Here is a 409-nt window from a genome sequence, read left to right as displayed (position 1 = left end):
CCAACGGCGCGTTCGAGTTGAACGTGGGCATTCCCGTGATGGCCGCGAACCTGCTCGAGTCCATCCGCCTGCTCGCGAACGCCTCCCGCGTGGCCGCGGAGAAGATGGTGGACGGGCTGCAGGCCAACGAGGAGCGCTGCCGGTTCCTGGCCGAGGCCTCCCCCTCGATCGTGACCCCGCTGAACAAGGCCATCGGCTACGAGGCCGCGGCGAAGATCGCCAAGCACGCCGTGGCCAACAAGGTGACCGTGCGCGAGGCGACCATCGAGCTCGGCTACGTGGACGGCGAGAAGCTCACCGAGGAGCAGCTCGACAAGGCGCTGGACGTCACCACGATGACCGGCAAGCACTGAGCCACCGGTTGACCGCCGCGCCCACCTGCGTGGCGAGCGCGTGACAGGACCCGGCC

General features: G+C 69.2%; 1 pseudogene. It reads left to right on the top strand.

Going from position 1 to position 409, the window contains the following annotated elements:
* A pseudogene (gene aspA, locus KPY62_RS13560) lies at positions 1-353 on the top strand (aspartate ammonia-lyase); the annotation flags it as partial.
* Positions 354-409 lie beyond the last annotated feature (56 nt).

Source organism: Psychrobacter sp. TAE2020 (assembly GCF_018919485.1).
Lineage (GTDB): Bacteria > Pseudomonadota > Gammaproteobacteria > Pseudomonadales > Moraxellaceae > Psychrobacter.
The sequence above is the reverse complement of the archived record's forward strand: the minus strand, read 5'-3'. Positions and strand labels throughout refer to the sequence as shown.